The sequence below is a fragment of the Streptomyces bauhiniae genome (assembly GCF_004784475.1).
Taxonomy (GTDB): Bacteria; Actinomycetota; Actinomycetes; order Streptomycetales; family Streptomycetaceae; genus Streptomyces; species Streptomyces seoulensis.
Genome location: NZ_SRRT01000007.1, coordinates 469,885 through 491,075, shown reverse-complemented (window position 1 = coordinate 491,075; position 21,191 = coordinate 469,885). Strand labels below are relative to the sequence as shown.

The following is a 21,191-nucleotide window of genomic DNA, read 5'->3' as shown; positions in this document are numbered from 1 at the left end:
GGCGTCAGACGGCCATGCCGTACACGATGGTGAACAGCGTGCCGAGGGAGCCGATGATGAAGACCCCGGTGAGGCCCGCGATGATGAGTCCCTTGCCCTGTTCCGCGCTGAAGGTGTCCCGCAACGCGGTGGCGCCGATGCGCTGTTTGGCCGCGCCCCAGATGGCGATGCCGAGGCAGAGAAGGATGGCGACGGCCATCACGACCTCGATCATGACCTTCGCTTCGTTGCCCAGGCTGCCGAAAGGCCCCCAGTCCGGAGCGATCCCGCCGATGATGGTGTTGATGTCTCCCTTGTCGGCCGCAAAGAGCATGTAAGTCACCGCCCCTGGTGGGTAGTTGTGCCGCTCCTCTGCGGTGTGCAGAGGTCAGGTCTCATTGTCGCCGACAACGTCGCCGTCGTATGTCGACTTGGCGGCATTCACAGGCGGGTCTCGTACATTTGGCGCGTACGGTCACTCTGTGTATCACGGCAGGTCACGCCGGGCAATGACGCGGGAGCGAAACCTGTGGTGTGGTTCCGTCGTTGGGCTCTCTTACGGCCCTTCCGTCCCCCGCGCGGTTTCTGACGGCCGGTCGGGTGAGGCGTCGAGACGATGTTCTCACGCGGCGTCAGCGCGGTTTGAGCCCGTGCAGCAGCAGGTGGACGTGGGTGTCGAGGCCGGCCATGGCCTCCTCGGCGTCCAGCGCGCAGCCGGCGATGAGGGCGGCGAGGCCGTGCAGGCTGGCGGCGGCGACCAGGGTGATGCGCTCGGGGTCGCCCTGGACGATCTCGCCGCGTTCCTGGGCACGGGCGAAGGTGCGGGTGAGGGAGCCGAGGGACTGGTCGACGGCGGCGGCGAGCAGGCCGGAGCTGTCGGGCTCGTGCTTGCGCGCGAACATCAGCTCCAGCAGCTCGGGGTTGTCGACGGCGAAGCCGAGGTAGGCGCGGGCGAGGGCGGTCAGGCGCTGCTCGAAGTCCGCCTCGGGGGCGTCGGCGGCCGCGGCGGTGAGGGCCTGGTTCAGGCGCTCGTAGCCGGCGAGGGCGAGGGCGTCGAGGAGGGCCTGCTTGTCCTTGAAGTGGCGGCCCGGGGCGGCATGGCTGACGCCGGTGGCGCGGGCCAGCTCGCGCAGGGAGAGGGCGGCGGCGCCCTTCTCGCGCAGGGTGCGCTCGGCGCTCTGGAGCAGGGCGGCGCGCAGATCGCCGTGGTGGTACGGGCGGCTGGTGGGGATGCGCGGCATGGGGGTCATCGTATCCCGATGTTGTCGGCGCCAGCTTTGTTGGCGGTGACTGCATTGTTGTCGTTGACATCATTGTTGGCGTTGCCTACATTGAGGTCATGGCCGAGACGAGTGAAGCGCGCGGTGCGCGCCAGTGGAATGTGGACCGTCTGCCCGATCTGAGCGGCCGCAGTGCCGTGGTGACCGGTGCCAACAGTGGGATCGGCTTCATGGCCGCCGCCGCGCTGGCGCGAGCCGGGGCGCATGTGGTGTTCGCGGTGCGGGACCTGGCGCGCGGCGCCGCCGCGGCGGGGCGGGTGAGCGGCAGCACCGAGGTGCGCCGGCTGGACCTGGCGGACCTGGACTCCGTACGGGAGTTCGCGGCCGGCTGGGACCGTCCGCTGGACCTGCTGGTCAACAACGCGGGCGTGATGATGCTCCCCGAGGGGCGGACGAAGCAGGGCTTCGAGACCCAGTTCGGCACCAACCACCTCGGGCACTTCGCCCTGACCAACCTGCTGCTGCCGCATCTCACCGACCGCGTGGTGACCGTCTCCTCCGGGCTGCACCGGAGCGGGGACGGCCGGATCAGCTTCGACGACGTCAACCTGCGCGGCCGCTACACCCCGACCCGCGCCTACGCCCAGTCCAAGCTCGCCAATCTCCTGTTCACCCTGGAGCTCCAGCGCCGCCTCACCGGGGCGGGGTCCGGCGTGCGTGCCCTCGCCGCCCACCCCGGTTACGCCGCGACCAATCTCCAGAGCCATGCCGCGAACCCGCTGGCCCGCCTCTTCATGGGCGTCGGCAACAAGGTGTTCGCCCAGGACGACAAGGGCGGCTCCCTGCCCACCCTCTTCGCGGCCACCCAGGACCTGCCCGGCGCGTCCTACGTCGGCCCCGGCGGCCTCGGCGAGATGCGCGGCGCTCCCGCGCTGGTCGGCCGGAGCGCGGCGGCGAGCGACCCCGAGGCGGCCCGGCGGCTGTGGACCCTCTCGGAGGAGCTGACCGGCGTCACCTGGGGGCTCACGGCGCCCGCGACCGGCGGTGTTGACAGGGTGTGACCACAGAACGGGCGGAGCGTGACCGGCGTCGGTAGGCTGGACGGCACTCCGGCCGATGGCGGGTGAGCACCGGGAGCGGTTCACAGGAAAAACTCAGCGACGGCCGGGACGGTTTCTCACCCTGGGGGGACAGAGTGAGGACTGATGAAGCGCAGCGCACGCAACCCGGTCACCTCGCGGCCCGCCCTGCTCGGCGCGGTGGTGATGCTCGCCCTCACCTCGGCCTCCGTCGCGGCCGCCGACGACGGGCGCGGCCCGCTCGAGGTGACCGTCACCGCGCCCGCCGACGCGCGGACCGCCCGGGTGGGCGCGCTGTTCGGCGCGGACGCGGCGGGCCGTCCCGAGCGCGGCCACTTCTGCACCGCCTCGGTGGTGCACAGCCCCGCCCACGACCTGCTCGTCACCGCCGCGCACTGCATCACCCACTCCGACGGGAAGCTGTTCTTCGCGCCGGGCTACCGCAACGGCCGGGCGCCGTACGGGATGTGGCCGGTGGGGGAGTGGGTGCTGCCGGCGGGGTGGACGGCGGACCAGGACGAGGACAGCGACGTGGCCTTCGCACACGTCGGTGAGGTGGACGGCCGGCGGGTCGAGGACGTGGTCGGCGGGAACCGGTTCGTCACCGGGACCGTGGCCGGGGCGAGTGCCGTCACCCTCTTCGGGCTGCCGGACGCCCGCGAGACGCCGGTGATGTGCACCGACCGGCCGGTGGCGCGCGGGCTGACCCAGCAGCGGGTGCACTGCCCCGGCTTCACCGGCGGGACCAGCGGCAGCCCCTGGCTGAACGGCTCCGGTCAGGTGGTCGGGGTGCTCGGCGGCCACCAGCGGGGCGGGTCGACGGCGGACGTCTCCTACAGCGTGGTGCTGGGGCGCGCGGCGGCCGCGCTGTACCGGACGGCGACCGGGAGCTGACAGGGCGTCGGACCGGTCGCGGATAGGCCGAATTGTTGGCCTGAGTGCCGGCCACGGGGGCAAAGGGGCCTTGAACCGGCCCTTCATGGGGGAAAGTTGACCCGTGCGCAAAGTATGGGTGGCCGGGGGCGCCGCGATCGGGCTCGGCCTGAGCTTCGTGATGCTGCTCGTCGTCGGGGTGTACATCGTCGCGGGGAACCTCGCGGGCGGTGCCGCCGCCGGCGGTGTCGGGCTGGCCAAGGGCGCGGTCCCGGCGGCGTACCAGACGCTCGTGCAGAAGTGGGGCAACCTGTGCCCGGCCATCAACCCGGCGCTGCTGGCCGCCCAGTTGTATCAGGAGAGCGGGTTCAACCCCGGTGCGCGCAGTCCCGCGAAGGCGCAGGGGATAGCGCAGTTCATCCCCGGCACCTGGGCCACCCACGGGGTGGACGGGGACGGCGACGGCGACCGGGACGTGTGGGACCCGGAGGACGCGATCCCCTCGGCCGCCTCCTACGACTGCGAACTGGCCAAGTACGTCAAGGACGTTCCCGGTGACCCCTCGGCCAACATGCTCGCCTCCTACAACGCGGGCGCGTACGCGGTCATCCGGTACGGGGGCGTGCCGCCGTACCGGGAGACCCGGAACTACGTGAAGACGATCACGACGCTGGCCAAGAGCTTCGCCGCGCCCGTCGCCCGGGTCGACCCCTCCCGGCAGGCCGCCGGGGCGATCGCGTACGCGCAGAGCAAGCTCGGCACCCCGTATCTGTGGGGCGGCACCGGTACGGCCGCGCAGAGCGGGCGGTTCGACTGCTCGGGGCTGACCCAGGCGTCGTACGACAAGGTCGGGATCAAGCTGCCGCGGGTGGCGAACGACCAGTACAACGCGGGTCCGCATCCAGCCCGGAACGAACTGCTCCCCGGGGACCTGGTGTTCTTCTCGCACGATCCGAACGACTCGCGGGCCATCCATCACGTCGGTATCTACGTGGGCGGCGGCTACATGATCGACGCGCCGCGCACGGGTGCGGTGATCCGGTTCGACCCGATCGACGGGGGCGACTACTTCGGTGCCACGAGGGTCACCGAGGATGGCGCGAAAGCGCTCCCGACGCATGTGTAGCGGAGCGTCAACCCACCCCCTGAGCTGCGCGGACGGGTATCTCTTCGATAACGTCTGAGTGATCATTCGGTGGAGGGTGGAACGTATGCCCAGGGGCTGTGCGTTCCTGTTCACGTAGCCGAGCAGACGTCAGTGCGCCAGTGCAACGGAAGCGGATCTACGACCCACGGGGGGTTGGCGCGACGCACACTGGGTGCGTCCGGTAAGACGACGAAGGGGCCGCAGCACCATGGCTGTACTCGCCGAATCCGGATCGAACCCCGACGTCGAGCTGCTCTACGACATCAACGGCCTGGCGAAGGCCGCCCCGCACTGGTTCGACCGGGTCATGGAGTTCGTGGGTGAGTACGGCCTCCCGGTGGCCATGGTCCTGCTGGTCCTCGGCTGCTGGCTGACGGTGCGGCGCCGGGGCGGCCCGGACGCGGTGTCCTCGGTGGCCGCGCTGGTCTGGGCGCCGCTGGCGGCGGCCGTGGCCGTGCTGGTGAACGTGCCCATCCGGGGCTTCGTGGAGCGGCCCCGCCCCTTCATGGACCACCAGGGGCTCGACGTCCTGATCGCGGGCAAGAGCGACTACTCCTTCGTCAGCGACCACGCGACGATCACCATGGCGATCGGGGTCGGCCTCTTCGTCGCCAACCGCCGCTTCGGCATCGCCGGTATCGCGCTCGCCCTGCTGGAGGGCTTCTGCCGGGTCTTCATGGGCGTGCACTACCCGACCGACGTCATCGGCGGCTTCGCCCTCGGTACGGCGGTCGCGCTGCTGCTCTCGCCGCCCGCGACGGCGCTGCTCACCCCGCTGGTGCGGGCCATCGCCCGCTCCCCGCGCGCGGGACGGCTGGTGAGCGCCCGTCCGGTGGGCGGTGAGCGCGGGGACGCGCTGTTCACCGGCGGGCGGGAGCCGGCGGGGTCGGGGGAGAAGGACCTGGCCGCGTAGGCGGTGACCACGGACTTACCGGGAAGGCCGCGGCACATGGTTGCCGCGGCCTTCCCTCTTTTTCACAGCCCCTGCGCGTACCCGAAGAACCGGTCCGGGTCGTACCGCTTCTTCACCTCGGTGAGCCGGGTGCCCGCGCTGCCGTAGTAGGCGCGGCGCCAGTCGGTCAGGGCGGCGTCGGTGTAGTTCTGGTAGGCGGCGCCCGAGGCGTGCGGACGCATCGCGGTGTGGGTGGCGTCCAGCCAGGAGCGGGCGGCCGAGCCGGAGGTGCCCGCGTCCCAGGAGGCGAGGTACTGGGCCAGCATCCGGGAGCGGCGGTGCACGAAGGCGGTCGCGGTGGGGGAGACCCGGTTGACGGCGCCGCCCAGCGCGGTGAGCGCCACACTGCCCGCGCCGCCGGACATCGCGCCGACCCGCTTCAGCAGGGTGTTCACGCCGGCGGAGGACAGCGAGCGGTCGAAGAAGTCGGAGCGGGCCGCGTAGGTCTCGCGGTGCAGGGCGCCGCGCGGGGAGCGGCCGGGAGTGGTGCCCGGCAGATGGCACTGGGCGTCGGTGGCGAAGGCGGAGCAGCCGGCGTAGATCTCCATCGCCTCCTCGTAGCCGTGGTCGCGCAGGGAGACGGCGGAGGCGTCGGCGCCCGCGCGGTGGGCGAGGCGGTCGACGGCGTTCTCCAGGTCGCTGCGGGAGCCCAGGGAGAAGCAGGAGAGGGAGACGGTCGGGGTGCGGCCCCCGGCGCGTTCCAGGTGCAGGGCGGACCAGATCTCGTCCGGCTGGGCGGGCCCCCACTCCTGCCACGCCTTCAGCACCGCCGCCGCCTTCGGCCAGGGCCAGCGCAGGGAGGCGGTCACCGCCTGCGGGGTGCGGTGGGTGGTGAAGCGCAGCTCGGTGACGACGCCGAAGTTGCCGTTGCCCGCGCCGCGCAGCGCCCAGAACAGGTCCGCGTTCTCCTGGGAGTTGGCGGTACGGGTCCTGCCGTCCGCCGTGACCAGGGTGGCCTGGGTGAGGCTGTCGCAGGTGAGGCCGTAGGCGCGGGAGGCGACCCCGTGGCCGCCGCCGAGCACCAGGCCGGATATCCCGACCGTCGGGCAGGAACCGGCCGGTATGGTCGCGCCCTTGGCGCCCAGCGTCCGGTACACGTCGATCAGCTTGGCCCCCGCGCCCACCACGGCGTGCCCGCCCGAGGCGCTGACCCGGTTCAGGGCGGACACGTCGACGATCAGACGGCCGTCGCCGGAGGAGTAACCGGCGTAGGAGTGGCCGCCGTTGCGGATCGCCACCTTGATCCGGTGGGCACGGGCGTACGCCAGCAGGGTGCGGATGTCGGCCGCGTGGGCCGCGTAGGCGACGGCGGCCGGGCGCAGGGAGTCGAAGCGGGTGTTGTAGAGGCGGCGGGCCGGGGTCCAGGAGGCGTCGCCGGGGCGGACCAGGGTGCCGTCGAGGTCGCGGGCGAGGGCGGTCCAGTCGGCGGCGGCCTTCACGGACGCCGTGGTCATGGTGGTGGACACCCGCGAACCGGAGGGCCCCGGCCGGGCCGAGGCGCCGCCCGGTGCGCAGGCGGTGAGCGCGGTGAGGGCGGTGGCTCCGCCCGTGAGAAACGTCCGCCGGTCCATGTCGCTCGCCGTCCCCTCGCCCTTGCGGTGATCCTTCGGGGAGCCAGACGGTGCCCGGGGGGCCGGGGTTCCGGACAGGGGCGAGAACGCGTCAGAGTCGGGCGGCCACCGGGACCTCCGCGTGTCCTGGCCGTAAGCGTTCCGTCACCTCACCAGGCCGACGGCAGGGGTTCACCCCTCGTTCACTTCGGGCCATCGGCGGCTTCACCTGTTCTGCCTAATTTCGGCCGTAGCCGGTACGGAGTGCGGACAGGATGCACTCGCGTACCACCCAACGTCGCACGCCGCCCCCAGCGGCGGCTCCTGGAAGGAACTTCCGAACGTGAAGCTTCAGCGCAAGAACCGGCTGCGCGCCCTCTCGCTCGGTGCGGTCGCCGTCTCCGGTGCCCTGGCCCTGACGGCGTGCGGTTCCGACGACACGGGCACCAAGACGGGTGACGGTGCCTCGTCGGCGGCCGCCGCCGGTTCGATCAAGTGCGACGGCGCCAAGGGCCAGCTTCTGGCCGACGGCTCCTCGGCGCAGAAGAACGCGATCGACGCGTGGGTGAAGAACTTCTCCCAGGCGTGCGGTGTGCAGATCAACTACAAGGGCGCCGGCTCGGGTGCCGGTGTCACCTCGTTCAACCAGGGCCAGATCGCCTTCGCCGGTTCCGACTCCGCGCTGAAGCCGGAAGAGGTCGTCGCCTCCAAGAAGGTCTGCAAGGGCGGCCAGGGCATCGACCTGCCGATGGTCGGCGGCCCGATCGCGCTCGGCTACAACGTGCCCGGCGTGGACAACCTGGTGCTGGACGCCCCGACGCTCGCCAAGATCTTCGACAGCAAGATCCAGAAGTGGAACGACGCGGCGATCAAGAAGCTGAACCCCTCGGCGAAGCTGCCCGACCTGAAGATCCAGGCGTTCCACCGCTCCGAGGACTCCGGCACCACGGACAACTTCACCAAGTACCTGATCGCCACCACCCCGGACAACTGGAAGTACGAGGGCGGCAAGGCGTGGCAGGCCAAGGGCGGCCAGGCGGCCTCCGGGTCGGCCGGTGTGGCCCAGGGCGTCAAGCAGAACCAGGGCGCGATCGGCTACTTCGAGCTGTCCTACGCAAAGGACATGACCACCGTGGCCATCGCCACCGGTGCCAAGGCCCCGGTGAAGCCCTCCACCGACTCCGCCACCGCCGACATCGCGGCCGCCAAGGTCGTCGGCACGGGTAAGGACCTCGCGCTGAAGCTGGACTACAACACCAAGGCCGAGGGCGCCTACCCGCTCACCCTGGTCACGTACGAGATCGTCTGCGACAAGGGCAACAAGCCCGAGACGCTGCCCGCCACCAAGGCGTTCCTGACCTACCTCGCCTCCGAGGACGGCCAGAAGGTGCTGTCGCAGAACGACTACGCGCCCATCCCCGAAGAGATCATCGCCAAGGTCCGCACCACCGTCGCCTCCTTGAGCTGACCCGATCCCGAGAGTGCGCGCCGGCCCCGCTGCCCGGGGCCGGTCGCACCGTCCGGTGCACCGCCGCCCGAGCCGCCCCGCGCGGCTCAGCAGACCGGAGAACCCGATGGACATATCGACGACCACCCACGTACCCCCCTCCGCCCCCCGGCCCGGTGCCGACGAGCGGCGGACCGCACGGGGCGTGACCCGCCCCGGCGACCGGATCTTCCTGGCCCTCTCGCGCGGCTCGGGCATCCTGCTGCTGGTGATCATGGCCGCGATCGCGGTCTTCCTCACCTACCGGGCATGCCTGGCGATCAGCGCCGACGACGGCAACTTCCTCACCACCTTCGAGTGGAACACCAACACCGACCCGCCGGTCTTCGGCATCGCGGTGCTGGCCTTCGGCACGGTCGTCTCCTCGGTCGTCGCCATGGCGCTGGCCCTGCCGATCGCGGTGGCCATCGCGCTGTTCCTCACGCACTACGCCCCGCGCCGGCTGAGCGGCCCGATCGCCTATGTGATCGACCTGCTCGCCGCCGTGCCCTCGATCGTCTACGGCCTGTGGGGCGCCCTGATCCTCGTCCCGCACCTGCAGGGCCTGTACGGCTGGCTGGACCAGTTCCTCGGCTGGACCGGGATCTTCGCCTGGAACGGCGGCGCCCCGCGCGCGATGCTCACCGTCGGCATCCTGCTGGCGATCATGATCCTGCCGATCATCACCAACGTGAGCCGCGAGGTCTTCCGCCAGGTGCCCCGGATGCACGAGGAGGCCGCGCTGGCCCTCGGCGCCACCCGCTGGGAGGTCGTCCGCATGGCGGTGCTGCCCTTCGGGCGCTCCGGTGTGATCTCGGCCGCCATGCTGGGCCTCGGCCGCGCGCTCGGCGAGACGATGGCCGTGGCCACCGTGCTCTCCCCGAGCTACGACATCCAGGCCAGCCTGCTCGACCCCGGCGGCGGCACCTTCGCCCAGAACATCGCCTCCAAGTTCGGTGAGGCGTCCGTGCAGGGCCGGGACGCGCTGATCGCCTCCGGTCTGGTCCTGTTCGTCATCACCCTGCTGGTCAACGGCGCGGCCCGCGCGATCATCGCCCGCCGCAAGGAGTACTCGGGGGCCAACGCATGAGCACCGCACTCTCTCCCCGTGACGGCGCCGGTGTGCGGCGCGGCGCCGGGCTGCCGAAGTGGTCCCTGTGGGCCGTCGCGGCCGGCTCGGTCGTCGTGGCCGTGGGCATCGGCCTGGTGGCCGGCCTCACCAGTCACGTCCAGTGGGGCCTGATCGCCGCCCTGCTGTTCGTCCTCGGCACCTACGGGGTCGCCGCCCGCGTGGAGGGCCGCCGGCAGGCCAAGGACCGGGTCGCCACCGCGCTGGTCTGGGTGGCCTTCCTGCTGGCCCTCATCCCGCTGGTGTCGCTGGTCTGGACGACCGTCTCGCGCGGTGTGAAGGTCCTCGACGGCTACTTCCTCAGCCACTCCATGGGCCTGGTCGCCGACTCCGAGCCCGGCGGCGGCATCTACCACGCCATCCTCGGCAGCCTGGAGCAGGTCGGCCTCGCCACCGCGATCGGCGCCCCGATCGGTGTGCTCACCGCGATCTACCTGGTGGAGTACGGCCGGGGCCGGCTCGCCCTGGCGGTGACCTTCTTCGTCGACGTGATGACGGGCATCCCGTCCATCGTCGCGGGCCTGTTCATCCTCAGCCTGATGCTGATCCTCGACCTCCAGCCCTTCGGGTTCGCCGGTTCGCTGGCCCTGGCGATCCTGATGATGCCGGTGGTGGTGCGTTCCACCGAGGAGATGCTGAAGCTGGTCCCGAACGAACTGCGCGAGGCGTCCCTGGCGCTCGGCATCCCGAAGTGGCGGACCATCCTCAAGGTGGTCCTGCCCACCTCGCTCGGCGGCATCACGACCGGCGTCATGCTGGCCGTCGCCCGCATCGCGGGCGAGACCGCCCCGGTGCTGCTGCTGGTGTTCGGCAACCCCTTCATCAACGCCAACCCCTTCGAGGGCGCCCAGGCGTCGCTGCCGCTGTACATCTACCAGCAGTACGCCCAGAGCGCGGGCGCGGGCGCGGCCTACGACCGTGCCTGGGCCGCTTCGCTGACGCTGATCGCGTTCGTGATGATCCTCAACCTGGTGGCCCGCGGCATCGCCCGCTGGAAGGCCCCCACGACCGGTCGCTGACCGCGGCCCCCCTCAGTGACCGACTGGAAGTGAAGCAATGGCCAAGCGAATCGATGTGAGCGGACTCACCGCCTTCTACGGCGCCCACAAGGCGATCGAGGACATCTCGATGACCGTGGAACCGCGTTCGGTGACGGCGTTCATCGGCCCCTCCGGCTGCGGCAAGTCGACGTTCCTGCGCACCCTGAACCGGATGCACGAGGTGACCCCCGGCGGCCGCGTCGAGGGCAAGGTGCTCCTGGACGACGAGGACCTGTACGGCAGCGGCGTCGACCCGGTGTCGGTGCGGCGCGAGGTCGGCATGGTGTTCCAGCGCCCGAACCCGTTCCCCACCATGTCGATATTCGAGAACGTGGCGGCGGGCCTGCGGCTGAACGGCGGCTACCGCAAGAACGAGCTGGACGAGGTGGTGGAGAAGTCGCTGCGCGGCGCCAACCTGTGGAACGAGGTCAAGGACCGGCTGAACAAGCCCGGCTCCGGCCTCTCCGGCGGGCAGCAGCAGCGGCTGTGCATCGCGCGGGCCATCGCCGTGCAGCCGAGGGTGCTGCTGATGGACGAGCCGTGCTCCGCGCTCGACCCGATCTCCACGCTCGCGATCGAGGACCTGATCGGCGAGCTGAAGGAACGGTTCACGATCGTCATCGTGACGCACAACATGCAGCAGGCGGCGCGCGTCTCGGACCGTACGGCCTTCTTCAACCTGGCCGGGGTGGGGCAGCCGGGCAAGCTGGTGGAGATCGACGACACCGAGCGGATCTTCTCCAACCCGTCGGTGCAGGCCACCGAGGACTACATCTCCGGCCGCTTCGGCTGAGCCGCCGAGCCCCTCGCGGTGCTGCATGGCGGTGCCACCGCGAGGATGTGAGAAGGGCCCGCTCCCGGTGTTCCGGGGGCGGGCCCTTTCTCCGTGCGCGGGGGTCCTACAGCACGGCCAGGTTGACCAGCTCGAAGGCGCCCGCCGCGACCAGCGCGGCGGCCGGCATGGTGATGAACCAGCCGAGCACGATGTTCTTGGCGACGCCCCAGCGGACCGCGTTGACCCGCTTGGTCGCGCCCACACCCATGATCGCCGAGGTGATGACATGGGTCGTGGAGATCGGCGCCTTGAACAGGAACGCCGTGGTGAACATGATCGACGCGCCGGTCGCCTCGGCGGCGAAGCCCTGCGGCGGGTCCAGCTCGATGATCTTGCGGCCGAGGGTGCGCATGATGCGCCAGCCGCCCGCGTAGGTGCCGAGCGACAGCATCAGCGCACAGGCGATCTTGACCCAGACCGGGATCGGGTCGCCGAAGGTCTCGTTGCCGGAGATCACCAGGGCGAGCACCACGACACCCATGGTCTTCTGCGCGTCCTGGAGACCGTGGCCGAGCGCCATGCCCGCCGCCGACACCGTCTGGGCTATGCGGAAACCGCGCTTGGCCTTGTGCGGGTTGGCCTTGCGGAACAGCCACAGGATGGCCGTCATCACCAGATAGCCGCCGATGAGACCGACCACCGGCGAGAGGAACATCGGGATGACGATCTTTTCGACCACCCCGCTCCACAGCACGTCGATGCCGCCCGCCAGCGCCGCGCCCACCATGCCGCCGAACAGCGCGTGGGAGGAGGACGAGGGCAGGCCGAAGTACCAGGTGGCGAGGTTCCAGACGATCGCGCCGATCAGCGCGGCGAAGAGGATGGCCATCCCCCGGGAGCCGTGCGGAGTCTCGATCAGGCCCTCGGAGACGGTCTTGGCGACGCCGGAGCCGAGGAAGGCACCGGCGAGGTTCATCACGGCCGCCATCGCCAGCGCGGCGCGCGGGGTCAGCGCGCGCGTCGACACCGAGGTGGCGATCGCGTTCGCGGAGTCGTGGAAGCCGTTGGTGTACGTGAAGCCGAGCGCGACCGCGACGGTCACGATGAGAGCGAAGGTGTCCATCGACGCCTCAGGACTCCTTGACGGCGATGGTCTCCACCGTGTTCGCCACGTGCTCGAACGCGTCCGCCGCCTCTTCCAGCACGTCCACGACCTGCTTGAGCTTCAGCACCTCGATCGCGTCGTACTTGCCGTTGAAGAGCTGGGCGAGCAGCTTGCGGTGGATCTGGTCGGCCTGGTTCTCCAGCCGGTTGACCTCGATCCAGTACTCGGTGAGGTTGGACATGGTGCGCAGGTTCGGCATGGCCTCCGCCGTCAGCACCGCGGCCCGCGCCAGCACCTCGATCTGCTGCTCGACGCCCTTCGGCAGCTCCTCGATGTTGTAGAGGACGACCAGGTCGACGGCCTCCTCCATGAAGTCCATGATGTCGTCGAGCGACGAGGCGAGGTTGTAGATGTCCTCGCGGTCGAACGGCGTGATGAAGGAGGAGTTGAGCTGGTGGAAGATCGCGTGCGTGGCGTCGTCACCGGCGTGTTCCGCGGCCCGCATACGCTCTGCGATCTCGGCTCGGGCGGAGGAGTCCGCCCCGAGCAGTTCCATCAGGAGCTTCGAGCCGGTGACGATGTTGTCCGCGGACGCGGCGAACATGTCGTAGAAGCTCGTCTCCCTGGGGGTCAGACGAAAGCGCACGTGTGGTCCTCGGGATGCTTTGGTTTCGGTCAGGCTGATGCTAGGCGCATCATCCGGCCACGGCTATCGGGCCATCCCCCAGTGTCGCCCATCGGGCACCGTGCTCGGCACGGGGGACCTTCGACCGGTCCGCTACCCCGCGGAATTCGTTACGATATACCCGCCAGGGGTATGTGTTCCCGCCCGTCCCGAGATGGAGGCCCGCGATGACGACGACCGAGGCCGGCGCCACGCACGGTTACCACCACCAGAAGGACGAGCACCTGAAGCGGCTGCGCCGGATCGAGGGCCAGATCCGGGGGCTCCAGCGGATGGTCGAGGAGGACACGTACTGCATCGACGTGCTCACCCAGGTCTCCGCCTCCACCAAGGCGCTGCAGTCCTTCGCGCTCCAGTTGCTGGAGGAGCACCTGCGGCACTGCGTCGCGGACGCGGCCGTCAAGGGCGGCGACGAGATCGACGCGAAGGTCGACGAGGCGACGAAGGCCATCGGACGCCTGCTGCGCACCTGAGCCGCTGAGCCACTGGGCTAGGCGGCGGCCGCGCGCTCCTCGGTGACCCGGAGCACCTCGTCTATACTCGCCAGGCTCAGCCGGTCCTCGGCGGCCGAGGCGGCGATGATCAGCTCGCCGCACAGCTCTATCTCCGCGAGGGCCACGTGGTCCTGCACCGCCGTACCGCCGACCGGAGCCACGCGCGTCACCTCTTCCTCTTGGTCCTGCCTGCCGGTACCGGCTTCCTAGAGTAGGGATCGCGCCACGCGCCGCGCATGGCACGGACGGGCTAGTCCGCCGGGGCCCCCTGGCCCTCCGCGAGACGGCCCGCGTAGATGTCGGCCTCGCGCGGCAGCGTCACGTCCACGGCGGTGCCGAAGGCGTGCAGCAGGGTGGTGGAGGCGACCGCCACGGCCGCCGCCTGGCGTCCGTTGACGAAGCTGAAGCGCTGGCGGAGCTTGCGGATACGGCCCTCGTCGTCCAGATACGCGTCGAACGGGACCTCGGCCGTGGCGAACCCCTTGGCCGCCGCCGCGAGCGGCGCCCGGTTGTCCGCCGAGGCCGCGCGGGCCGCGCCCGCCAGGTCGGCGGTGCCCCGGTAGTGCCGTACGGCGGTGCCGCCGACGCTGGTGCGGCCCACGTAGGTGGCGGTACGGGTCCCGCGCAGCACCTCGGCGGCGGCGTACGGGTCGGTCGCGCCGCCGGTGACCAGGTTGCCGTCGGAGGCCGTGGCCGCCTCCATCCGCACCCACTTGTCGGCGGGCACGCCCGCGCCCCGGTTCTTCATGAACAGGGCGCCGGGGGCGAGGAGTTCGGTGATGGGCCGGTGCTCCGGGGTGCCGGTGGGGTCCGCCGGGAGGACCACGGTCAGTTCGCCGAGGCGGCGCCGGAAGTCGTAGACGCCCCGGCCCCGGATGGTGACCCGGGTGCCGCCGGTGGCCATCTCCATGGAGGTGGTGGCCCGGGCGGTGCCCGCCGCGCGCAGGGTGTCGGCGGCCTGCCGGAGCACGGCCACCGGCTCGCCGCCCGCGCCGTTCACCCCCTCGGCGGCGACTCCGCTGCCGGAACACCCCGAGGTGCTCGCCCCGAGCCCGACCGTGAGTCCCATGATCCCCACCGCGACGCCCGTCCTGCCCGCGCGCGTGTGCTGCCGCCGATCCATGGCCTGCCTAACCCCCAGCCGGTTATGTCCGTCACTGGCCCCCTGTCGTTCCGGTTAACGACGGGTAGGGAGTGCCGTCACGCGCCGGCCGGCCCTTCAGGAGGCGGGAGGGGGCGCGCGCACGCCCCGGCGCACGGCCGGTAGCGTGGCGCCGTGGCGTCTGAGGAGGGCCCCGAGGGGGCGCGGGAACACCGTACGGAGACGACCGAGCAGGGGCGCTTCTGTGTGGCGCGGTGCAGTTGCGGCTGGCGGGGTCCGGCCCGGCGGGCGCGCAGCCAGGCGCGGACGGACGCGGAGGGGCACCTCGGGGGAGCGTGAGCGCTCCGCTCTTTTTGCCCGCGCTTTCAGTGGTGTTCGAGCCGCTGGGTGAGCGCGGCGAGGAGATCGCGGTCGCGGGGGTGGCTGATCCGGGTACGTGCCTCGGCGGGCGTCAGCCACACCACCTGGTCCACCTCGGAGTTGGGCACGAACGCCCCGGACACGGCCTCGGCGGCCCAGTACCGCACCTGCTTGGGCCGTCCGTCGACCGGATACCGCAATGTCGGCAGCTCGGCCCCCAACTCGGCCGCGTAGCCCGTCTCTTCCCCGACCTCCCGCACGGCCGCCGCCTCCGCCGACTCCCCGCGCTTCAGCTTGCCCTTGGGATGCGACCAGTCGTCGTACCGGGGCCGGTGCACGAGGCACACCTCCAGCGCGCCGGTGCCGGGCGCCCGGCGCCAGAGGACGCAGCCGGCGGCGCGGATGAGCTTGGGGAGCGCGTGGGGTCCGCTGGGCACGGGGGGCTCCTCTGGGTCAGGACTGCCAGGTCTGCTGGAAGGTGAACCTCGCGGCCTCCACCTCGTGGCGCTGGTCGGCGTGGAGGACGCCGAGGGCGTAGGCGGTGGCGGGGGCGATGCGGGGGGTGCGGGCGGCCTGGGCCGCTTCGGCGGCGGCCTCGGCGGCGTCGCGGTGGCGGGTGAGGGCCTCGGCGGCCTGGCGCAGGCGGGGGTCGGCGGGGGCGGGGTGCGGGATCTCGCGGGCGTAGCGGTGCAGGCGGAGCAGGAGCCGTACCTGGTGCCAGGGGCCGTCCTGGGGGTGCGGGGCGGGGTCGGGGGAGAGGCCGTGGACCAGGGCCTGCGCGTTGTAGGGGTCCCCGGCGGTGACCAGGGGCAGCACGGATACGGCACCGGCGAGGCGGTCCTCGGCGGCGGCGGCCAGCGGGCCCAGGCCGGCGGTCGCGGCACCCGGCGCCAGCGGGACGTCGCTGGCCAGCAGGGCGATCCGGTCGGCGACGGCGTGGAAGCGGGCGGAGCCCAGCGCCTCCAGCGCGGCGGAGTGGGCCCGGGTCCGGGCCAGGGTGAGCCGGCGCTCCAGCAGCGCCCCCGCCTTGGCCGCCCCCACGGTGAGACTGCCCCGCTCCGGCACCGGCGAAGGAGCACCCGCGTGGACCACGGCCCCCACCGGAACCGGAGTCGACCCGGACAGCCGGTGCAACGCCAGCAACAGCCGGTCCAGCCGCGCCTCTTGTGCGTGCTCCAGCGCCAACGTGCCGGACACCCAGGCCAGTTCGGGCCGCATCGAGTCGGCCCAGGCGGGGTCGAGCAGGGCCCGGAAGGTGTGCAGGGCGGCGCTGATCCGGCGGGCGGAACGGCGCAGCGCGCGCCCCGCCTCGGCGGCTCCCTCCGCCCCGTTCCCGTGCTCCCGCTGGGCCCGCAGCGCGCGCAGGAACTCCGTCGCCTGCGCCCGGAGATACGCGGCCAGGTCGTCCCCGGCGGGGTCCGTCGCGGCGGGGACGGCCTCCGCCGCGACGGGGTGGGGACGGTCAGGGTGTCGTGGTGCCACGCCGGCGCCTCCGGGCGTCAATGAGCATCTCCTGTACGTTGCGCAGGGGGTGTCCGTCGGCGTCGGTCGCGTGCCGGGTCCACTCGCCGTCGGGGCCCAGGTGCCAGGAGGCGGTGGTGTCGGACATGCCGGTGTCCAGCAGGCGGTTGAGGGCCGCCCGGTGGCCGGGGTCGGTGACCCGGACCAGCGCCTCGATCCGGCGGTCGAGGTTGCGGTGCATCATGTCGGCGCTGCCGAACCAGACTTCGGGCTCGCCGCCGTTGCCGAAGGCGAACACGCGGGAGTGCTCCAGGAACCGGCCGAGGATCGAGCGGACCCGGATGTTCTCCGAGAGCCCCGCGACACCGGGCCGTACCGCGCAGATGCCGCGCACCCAGACGTCGACCGGGACGCCCGCCTGGGAGGCCCGGTAGCAGGCGTCGATGACCGCCTCGTCGACCATGGAGTTGACCTTGATCTTGACGAACGCGGGGCGGCCCGCGCGGTGGTGCTGGATCTCCTTGTCGATGCGCGATATCAGGCCGTCCCGCAGGGACTTGGGGGCGACCAGCAGCCGGCGGTAGGTCTCGCGGCGGGAGTAGCCGGAGAGCCGGTTGAAGAGGTCGGAGAGGTCCGCGCCGACCTGCGGGTCGGCGGTGAGCAGCCCGAGGTCCTCGTACAGCCGGGCCGTCTTCGGGTGGTAGTTGCCGGTGCCGACGTGGCTGTAGCGGCGCAGGGTCTCGCCCTCCTGGCGGACCACCAGCGACAGCTTGCAGTGCGTCTTGAGGCCCACCAGGCCGTAGACGACGTGGCAGCCGGCCTCCTCCAGCTTGCGCGCCCACTTGATGTTGGCGTGCTCGTCGAAGCGGGCCTTGATCTCGACCAGGACGAGGACCTGCTTGCCGGACTCGGCCGCGTCGATCAGCGCGTCCACTATCGGGGAGTCGCCGGAGGTGCGGTACAGCGTCTGCTTGATCGCCAGCACGTCCGGGTCCTGCGCGGCCTGCTCCAGGAACGCCTGCACCGAGGTGGAGAAGGAGTCGTACGGGTGGTGCAGCAGCACGTCCCGCTGGCGCAGCGCGGCGAAGATGTCCGGCGCGGAGGCGGACTCCACCTCGGAGAGGTCCCGGTGGGTGCCCGCGACGAACTTGCGGTACTTCAGCTCCGGGCGGTCCAGGCTGTGGATGCGGAAGAGACCGGTGAGGTCGAGCGGGCCGGGCAGCGGGTAGACCTCGGCCTCGGAGATCTTCAGCTCGCGCACCAGGAGGTCCAGCACCTCGCGGTCGATGTCCTCCTCGACCTCCAGGCGCACCGGGGGCCCGAAACGCCGCCGCATGAGTTCCTTCTCCAGCGCCTGGAGCAGGTTCTCCGCGTCGTCCTCCTCGACCTCCAGGTCCTCGTTGCGGGTGAGCCGGAAGGCGTGGTGCTCCAGCACCTCCATGCCGGGGAACAGCTCCTCCAGGTGCGCGCCGATCACGTCCTCCAGCGGGACGAACCGGCCGGGGCTGCTCTCCAGGAAGCGGGACAGCAGCGGGGGCACCTTCACGCGGGCGAAGTGCTTGTGGCCGCTGACCGGGTTCCGCACGACCACGGCCAGGTTCAGCGAGAGGCCGGAGATGTACGGGAAGGGGTGCGCGGGGTCCACGGCGAGCGGGGTCAGCACCGGGAAGATCTGGTGCCGGAACAGGGTGAACAGGCGGGCCTGCTCCTTGTCGGTCAGCTCGCTCCAGCGGACCAGGTGGATGCCCTCCTCCGCGAGCGCGGGGGCGACGTCCTCGTGGTAGCAGGCGGCGTGCCGCGCCATCAGCTCGCGCGAGCGGGACCAGATCATCTCCAGCACCTCGCGGGGCTGGAGCCCGGAGGCGGAGCGGGTGGCGACCCCGGTGGCGATACGCCGCTTCAGACCGGCCACCCGGACCATGAAGAACTCGTCCAGGTTGCTGGCGAAGATCGCGAGGAAGTTGGCGCGCTCCAGCAGCGGGGTGGTGGGGTCCTCGGCCAGCTCCAGCACGCGTTCGTTGAAGGCGAGCCAGCTCCGCTCCCGGTCCAGGAAGCGGCCCTGGGGCAGCGGGGCGCCGTCGGTGGCCCGCTCCTCGTACACGTCGAGGTCGGCGTCGAGATCGGGTTCCAGGTCGGAGACGGTCGCCGCGACCGTGTGCGGCCGGTGGGCGGCGATCGAGCCCACGGGGGGCTGCGGCCGCAGGGCGGCGTCGGGGGACGGGTGGGCCGGTACCTGGGCTTCTCGCTGACTCATGAACCCATTCTTCCGCGCCAGGGGCGTTACGGCAGCGTCTGTTCTCAAGTGATCCGCGGGAACGGACGCGCCACCCTCGGCCCCCTCGGGCCGCGGCTGAAAGTGGGGGGCCACGGGTTCCATCGCCCGAGGGTCGCAAGCGGTTCTGAATCAAGGGTTACGGGCACATGACGTCCGGGAAATCGGGGGGCGGCCCCCAGGGGACCGCCCCACCGGTCAGCCGGTACGGCGCCGCAGCACCACGAAGGAGGCGGCGGTGAGCAGGGCGGTCACGAGGAGCAGCAGGGCGGTGGTGGTGAGCTGGAGGGGCCAGAAGTGGGAGGCGGGGTGGAAGGTCGTGTAGAAGCCGGTGCCGTCGTGCTGCTCGTAGATCCGCCGGCACACGTCCATGCTTCTCGCGTCGCATTCCGGGGTGGGAACGCGGGTCCCCGAGCGGGTCGTCATGCCGTGCGAGATCTCGACCCCGGTGTACAGCCCCCGGTAACCGTCCTGGAACCGCGACACCTCGGTCACCGACGGCCAGAGGTACGGCATGAGCCAGTGGGCGGCGGCGAACAGCAGCGCGGTCGCGCCGACGGTGATGCCGAGGGCGGGCAGGGTGCGGCTGACCAGTATGCCGGTCAGTGCGCCCACGGCCAGGGCGGCGAGACAGGCGGCGACGGTCGTGGGGCCGTTAGCGTGGAAGGTGAAGGGCTGCCACCAGGGCGGACGATGGCCCGGATCTTCGGCCGCTCCCCATGCGGACCGGTGCACGACCACCAGCAGGCTCGCGCCCACCGCGAGCACCACCGCGGGCATCGCCATCCGGACCGCCAGCCAGCGCACCGGGCTGACGCCCTGGGTCCAGGCCGTCAGCGCGGTGCCCGATTCCAGCTCCCGCGCGGTCAGCGTGGCGCCCGCCCATGCCGCCACGACGAACGGCAGCAGAGTCATGGCGTACGTCAGGAGCAGGTACGTGGTGGCGTACGGACCCATGTCGACGGTGCCGCACATGTCGAGGTCGGGGCAGGCTTCCAGCCGGCGCCAGACGCGGTCGGCCTGGGCGGCGAGCGGGCCCGCCGCCCACAGCAGCAGACCGCCGATCGCCACCACCAGCGCGCCCCACACGATCAGCGCCCACCGGTGCAGCCGGAACGTCCAGCGGGTGGAGACGGAAAGACTGCTCACGCGGCGCGCTCCTCGGTCAGGGTGAGCGCGGGCGCGTCCGCGCCGCGCAGGTGGGCGAGGACGAGGTCCTCCAGGGTGGGGCGCCCGGTGCGCCAGTCGCCCGGGACAGGCCCCGTCGGCCGGATCAGCGCGGAGAGCTGGCGCCCGGTGGTACGGGACTCGACCACCGTGTGCCCGGTCAGCGCGCCCTCCTCGGCGGACCCGGCGACGCGCAGGTGGGCGTCGAGCAGCTCGTCGATCTCCCCGGCCAGCCGCACCCGGCCGGAGCCGATCAGCAGCAGGTGATCACACGACTCCTCCACCTCGGCGACGACATGGGACGACATCGCGATCGTGGTCCCGTGCTCGGCGGCCGTGCCCATCAGCACGCCCATCAGATCGTGCCGGGCGAGGGGATCGAGGTCGGCCATCGGCTCGTCCAGCAGCAGGAGTTCGGGCCGTTTGCCCAGCGCGAGGGCGAGCGCCACGCGGGTGCGCTGGCCGCCGGATAGGGACCGTATCCGCGCACCGGGGTCGAGGTCGCCCCCGGCGACGATCCGCTCCGCACCCGCCGCGTCCCAGCGGCCGGGGTTGAGATCGGCGCCCATGCGCAGCGTCTCCGCGACCGTGAGCTGCGGATACAGCGGCTTGGCCTGCGCGACGTAGCCCACGCGGGGCCGGGCGTCGGCCGGTGAGGTGCCCAGGACCCGCAACTCGCCCTCGGTGGGCGCCATGAGACCGGCGGCGAGGGCGAACAGGGTGCTCTTTCCGGCACCGTTGGGGCCCACCACGGCACACACCCGCCCGGCCGGCAGCCGGAACGCGCAGTCGCGCAGCGCCCAGGCGCCCCGCCGTCCGTACCGTCTGCCGAGGCCGGCCGCCTCGATCGCGGTGTCGCTCATGAACGTTCTCCCTGGAAGTTCCTGTCGAGGACGGCCGTGAACAGGGCCGCCATGTCGTCCCGGTCCCACCCGGCCGTGACCGCCCGCGCCACCCACTCCTCCAGCTCGGCCCGCAATGGCGAGTCGGCCGGGGCGGCGCCGAGGGTGCGGCGGACGAAGGTGCCCATCCCGCGCCGCGCCTCCACCAGCCCCTCCCGCTCCAGCTCGCGGTACGCCTTCAGGACGGTGTTGGGGTTGATGGCGGTGGCCTCCACCACCTCGCGAGCGGTGGGCAGTTGGTCGCCCGGGCGCAGCAGTCCGAGGCGCAGGGCCTGCTTGGTCTGCTGGACGATCTGGACGTAGGTGGCGACCCCGCTGTGCCGGTCGATGCGGTATTCGACCACGCGTTGAACCACCCTTTCACTAATTGAGTAGTGGAAGGGTGGTGCAGAAGAGGGGCGCCCGTCAAGCCC

The 21,191-nt window shown here is 71.7% G+C and carries 23 protein-coding genes; 10 read left to right on the top strand and 13 right to left on the bottom strand.

Translation table 11 applies throughout. The features are described from left to right. Window positions 1-4: 4 nt before the first annotated feature. Together E5083_RS25050 and E5083_RS25045 are read right to left on the bottom strand one after the other, a co-directional pair. Complete coding sequence (locus tag E5083_RS25050) at window positions 5-313, bottom strand: hypothetical protein (RefSeq protein WP_003991275.1); 309 nt, start codon at window positions 311-313, stop codon at window positions 5-7. A gap of 298 nt (window positions 314-611) precedes the next feature. After that, complete coding sequence (locus E5083_RS25045) at window positions 612-1,220, bottom strand: TetR/AcrR family transcriptional regulator (protein WP_135787938.1); 609 nt, start codon at window positions 1,218-1,220, stop codon at window positions 612-614. Window positions 1,221-1,318: 98 nt separating this feature from the next. On the opposite strand from E5083_RS25045, the gene E5083_RS25040 reads away from it, so the two are divergent. The 4 genes from E5083_RS25040 (at window position 1,319) to E5083_RS25025 (ending at window position 5,211) form a co-directional block, all read left to right on the top strand. Continuing rightward, window positions 1,319-2,260, top strand: coding sequence for an oxidoreductase (locus E5083_RS25040; RefSeq protein ID WP_135787937.1), 942 nt, complete (start codon window positions 1,319-1,321; stop codon window positions 2,258-2,260). Window positions 2,261-2,404: 144 nt separating this feature from the next. After that, complete coding sequence (locus E5083_RS25035; protein WP_135787936.1) at window positions 2,405-3,172, top strand: trypsin-like serine peptidase; 768 nt, start codon at window positions 2,405-2,407, stop codon at window positions 3,170-3,172. Between the two features lie 160 nt (window positions 3,173-3,332). Beyond that, on the top strand, window positions 3,333-4,277 hold the full coding sequence (locus E5083_RS25030; protein ID WP_208754151.1) for a C40 family peptidase: 945 nt from the start codon (window positions 3,333-3,335) through the stop codon (window positions 4,275-4,277). Window positions 4,278-4,506: 229 nt separating this feature from the next. Then, on the top strand, window positions 4,507-5,211 hold the full coding sequence (locus E5083_RS25025; RefSeq protein WP_135787934.1) for a phosphatase PAP2 family protein: 705 nt from the start codon (window positions 4,507-4,509) through the stop codon (window positions 5,209-5,211). A gap of 62 nt (window positions 5,212-5,273) precedes the next feature. Here the strand turns inward: E5083_RS25025 and E5083_RS25020 are convergent, their stop codons facing one another. Then, on the bottom strand, window positions 5,274-6,821 hold the full coding sequence (locus E5083_RS25020; protein WP_135787933.1) for an FAD-binding oxidoreductase: 1,548 nt from the start codon (window positions 6,819-6,821) through the stop codon (window positions 5,274-5,276). A gap of 322 nt (window positions 6,822-7,143) precedes the next feature. Between E5083_RS25020 and pstS the strand changes: the two genes are divergently transcribed. The 4 genes from pstS to pstB all read left to right on the top strand — a co-directional run bounded on the left by pstS (window position 7,144) and on the right by pstB (window position 11,248). Then, window positions 7,144-8,268, top strand: coding sequence for a phosphate ABC transporter substrate-binding protein PstS (pstS, locus tag E5083_RS25015; RefSeq protein ID WP_135787932.1), 1,125 nt, complete (start codon window positions 7,144-7,146; stop codon window positions 8,266-8,268). 106 nt (window positions 8,269-8,374) lie between these two features. Further along, window positions 8,375-9,376 (top strand): phosphate ABC transporter permease subunit PstC, encoded by a 1,002-nt coding sequence (gene pstC, locus E5083_RS25010; protein ID WP_135787931.1) that lies wholly within the window; start codon window positions 8,375-8,377, stop codon window positions 9,374-9,376. Next, window positions 9,373-10,434: a phosphate ABC transporter permease PstA gene (gene pstA / locus E5083_RS25005; protein ID WP_135787930.1), complete on the top strand. Its 1,062-nt coding sequence runs from the start codon at window positions 9,373-9,375 to the stop codon at window positions 10,432-10,434. Before pstC ends, pstA begins: the two co-directional genes overlap by 4 nt. A gap of 37 nt (window positions 10,435-10,471) precedes the next feature. Continuing rightward, complete coding sequence (gene pstB / locus E5083_RS25000; protein ID WP_135787929.1) at window positions 10,472-11,248, top strand: phosphate ABC transporter ATP-binding protein PstB; 777 nt, start codon at window positions 10,472-10,474, stop codon at window positions 11,246-11,248. A gap of 106 nt (window positions 11,249-11,354) precedes the next feature. On the opposite strand, the gene E5083_RS24995 is transcribed toward pstB, so the two are convergent. Both E5083_RS24995 and E5083_RS24990 read right to left on the bottom strand, forming a co-directional pair. Next, a complete protein-coding gene (locus E5083_RS24995) occupies window positions 11,355-12,353 on the bottom strand; it encodes an inorganic phosphate transporter (RefSeq protein ID WP_135787928.1) in 999 nt (332 codons plus the stop codon). Between the two features lie 7 nt (window positions 12,354-12,360). Next, entirely contained in the window at window positions 12,361-12,981 is a 621-nt protein-coding gene (locus tag E5083_RS24990) for a DUF47 domain-containing protein (protein ID WP_030804247.1), read from the bottom strand. A gap of 206 nt (window positions 12,982-13,187) precedes the next feature. Here E5083_RS24990 and E5083_RS24985 point away from each other — a divergent pair, with 206 nt between their 5' ends. Continuing rightward, complete coding sequence (locus E5083_RS24985) at window positions 13,188-13,493, top strand: metal-sensitive transcriptional regulator (protein ID WP_031183941.1); 306 nt, start codon at window positions 13,188-13,190, stop codon at window positions 13,491-13,493. Between the two features lie 17 nt (window positions 13,494-13,510). Here the strand turns inward: E5083_RS24985 and E5083_RS31335 are convergent, their stop codons facing one another. Then, complete coding sequence (locus tag E5083_RS31335; RefSeq protein WP_167513628.1) at window positions 13,511-13,684, bottom strand: hypothetical protein; 174 nt, start codon at window positions 13,682-13,684, stop codon at window positions 13,511-13,513. Between the two features lie 80 nt (window positions 13,685-13,764). Beyond that, the gene (locus E5083_RS24980; RefSeq protein WP_135787927.1) at window positions 13,765-14,637 is read right to left on the bottom strand and encodes an SCO4651 family lipoprotein; all 873 of its coding nucleotides are present in this window, start codon (window positions 14,635-14,637) and stop codon (window positions 13,765-13,767) included. 153 nt (window positions 14,638-14,790) lie between these two features. Here E5083_RS24980 and E5083_RS31330 point away from each other — a divergent pair, with 153 nt between their 5' ends. Then, on the top strand, window positions 14,791-14,955 hold the full coding sequence (locus E5083_RS31330; RefSeq protein WP_167513627.1) for a hypothetical protein: 165 nt from the start codon (window positions 14,791-14,793) through the stop codon (window positions 14,953-14,955). A gap of 26 nt (window positions 14,956-14,981) precedes the next feature. Here E5083_RS31330 and E5083_RS24975 read toward each other — a convergent pair whose 3' ends face one another. The 6 genes from E5083_RS24975 to E5083_RS24950 form a co-directional block, all read right to left on the bottom strand. Then, a complete protein-coding gene (locus E5083_RS24975; protein ID WP_135787926.1) occupies window positions 14,982-15,413 on the bottom strand; it encodes an NUDIX hydrolase in 432 nt (143 codons plus the stop codon). Between the two features lie 16 nt (window positions 15,414-15,429). Beyond that, a complete protein-coding gene (locus E5083_RS24970) occupies window positions 15,430-16,458 on the bottom strand; it encodes a CHAD domain-containing protein (protein WP_425276748.1) in 1,029 nt (342 codons plus the stop codon). Beyond that, entirely contained in the window at window positions 16,439-18,691 is a 2,253-nt protein-coding gene (locus tag E5083_RS24965) for an RNA degradosome polyphosphate kinase (RefSeq protein WP_135787924.1), read from the bottom strand. The genes E5083_RS24970 and E5083_RS24965 overlap by 20 nt, the downstream gene beginning before the upstream one ends. Before the next feature lie 216 nt (window positions 18,692-18,907). Then, window positions 18,908-19,858 carry an ABC transporter permease gene (locus E5083_RS24960; protein ID WP_135787923.1) on the bottom strand — a complete coding sequence of 317 codons (951 nt, stop codon included), beginning with the start codon at window positions 19,856-19,858 and terminating at the stop codon, window positions 18,908-18,910. Beyond that, window positions 19,855-20,739, bottom strand: a complete 885-nt coding sequence (locus tag E5083_RS24955; protein WP_135787922.1) for an ABC transporter ATP-binding protein — start codon at window positions 20,737-20,739, stop codon at window positions 19,855-19,857. The genes E5083_RS24960 and E5083_RS24955 overlap by 4 nt, the downstream gene beginning before the upstream one ends. Further along, window positions 20,736-21,122, bottom strand: a complete 387-nt coding sequence (locus E5083_RS24950; RefSeq protein WP_135787921.1) for a GntR family transcriptional regulator — start codon at window positions 21,120-21,122, stop codon at window positions 20,736-20,738. Before E5083_RS24950 ends, E5083_RS24955 begins: the two co-directional genes overlap by 4 nt. Window positions 21,123-21,191 lie beyond the last annotated feature (69 nt).